Raw genomic sequence first — 686 nt, forward strand, 5'->3', positions numbered from 1 at the left:
TGAAGAGTAAAAAAGTTAGAATCGAACGCATAATCTTCCTTGGCAACTAACTTTCAAATAAGGGGCGCAGGTATGTGGGGCATAATGGCGAAGCCGCCCCGCATGTGTGCGTCCCAGCGAACGAAGTGAGTGACTTAATCTTTTTGTTATGTGGCATTTACTCGCACCTACTTCCTTTGTCTTTAACCACATAAGTAGCAAACTTACCAGATTCACTACCTGCTATAAGCTCATGCTCGAACCGACCATCCAGTACATCAAACCAAAAGCATCTAATTTGTTTGTTTGGGTGATTAACCGAAATATCTTCTATCTTTTCATGAATTTCAGGGTCATCTAATAGTAGCTCGCCAAACAAAAAAGAAGCTCGAGCTTTGTAAGTGTTGGGAGTTTCAGCATTAAGCAATTCCAAAACAACAGATTTGTAGCGGTGTTTATTACGAATAAATAATTCTGTTGCCCCATCGTCCATACCAGAACCTAGAGAGTACATCTTGTGGAGTAAGAACACTTGAGCCTGGTTGCTAAAGGCAATAATCGCAATCAAAGCTGACGTTAAAACTACAATTCCGATAAATATTTTCACTTAACCTTCCATGCCACATAACGCTTTGCTAAGGGGCCATTAATAGTTTGCTAAACTTGCGCGAAGCGCCAAGCCAACTGTTAATTGTCCCAGTGAGTTT

Annotated in this window: 1 protein-coding gene; it reads right to left on the reverse strand. The window is 41.0% G+C overall.

Annotation, left to right across the window (positions count from 1 at the left end; genetic code table 11):
- Positions 1 to 157 precede the first annotated feature (157 nt).
- The gene (locus RF53_RS19055; RefSeq protein WP_039038578.1) at positions 158 to 586 is read right to left on the reverse strand and encodes a hypothetical protein; all 429 of its coding nucleotides are present in this window, start codon (positions 584 to 586) and stop codon (positions 158 to 160) included.
- Between the last annotated feature and the right edge of the window lie 100 nt (positions 587 to 686).

Source organism: Pseudoalteromonas sp. ECSMB14103 (assembly GCF_000813065.1).
Classification (GTDB): Bacteria; Pseudomonadota; Gammaproteobacteria; order Enterobacterales; family Alteromonadaceae; genus Pseudoalteromonas; species Pseudoalteromonas marina.